Raw genomic sequence first — 860 nt, forward strand, 5'->3', positions numbered from 1 at the left:
CACCCGTACGATCATTTCTTGTAGTGGACACGCCAGAAATCCTGCCAATCCTGGCGCTTGTCCCAATCGTCGAGTCCGGTCGCGGAATCGTAGGGAAACAGCTTCGTCATGACGCCGGCGATGCCCGACGGCTCATCACTCGGCAACTTGACGTCGATGTTGGTGGGCAACTTTCCATCATTCATTTGCGGCGTGATGCCTTCCTCCGTGAGGAGATAACGAACGAACAGCTTTGCCATATTCGGGCTCTTGGTCTTTTTCGCCACCAAGCCGAGCTTGAGATAGGTCCAGCCGACCCAGGGTTTGAGATCTTCGCATAGACCGAGCTTGTATTTCCGATCCTTGTTGTCGCGGAACTTTGCAGAACTCAGGAGGCCGACGAACGGCTCCTTCTGACCCGGCGCTCCGACGGCTTCCGAAACCGGATCGTCGGCATCGGTCAGAAGCGGCGCGTTCGCCGCGAACGCTTTGACCCAGGCGGCCGTGGCACTCGCCTCAGTCGTCTTCAAATCCTTGCCGAAATGGGCCTTGTAAGCATCCGCAACCTGCTTGTCCGCGTGCGTCGCCATCTGATTGAACCAGTCGGTGTAGGTGCCTTTTGTGAGGGGGTCGACGAACGCAACTTTGCCTTTCCACTTCGGCTCCGTGAGCTCCCAGATATTCGTGATGGGACAGCTCTTGTGGACTTCGGTGTTGTAAGCCCAGACATTGGCATTGGTGGAAATGGCCAACGGTTTCTGGAACTCTTCCGGGATTTTGGCCGCGAGGTCCGGCGGCAGCCACGTCTCGACGAAATTTTGCGGCAACAGCTGCGCGAGCGCGGCTGGTGCATCGGTGATGAGCACCACGTCCCCCTGCAC

Annotated in this window: 1 protein-coding gene; it reads right to left on the reverse strand. The window is 57.9% G+C overall.

Features of this window, described 5'->3' with window-relative positions; all coding sequences use genetic code 11:
* Positions 1-11: 11 nt before the first annotated feature.
* A partial coding sequence (locus AC1DT3_RS22930; RefSeq protein ID WP_477467461.1) for an ABC transporter substrate-binding protein occupies positions 12-860 on the reverse strand: 849 nt, incomplete at its 5' end.

Source organism: Microvirga sp. P4_G7 (assembly GCF_056401005.1).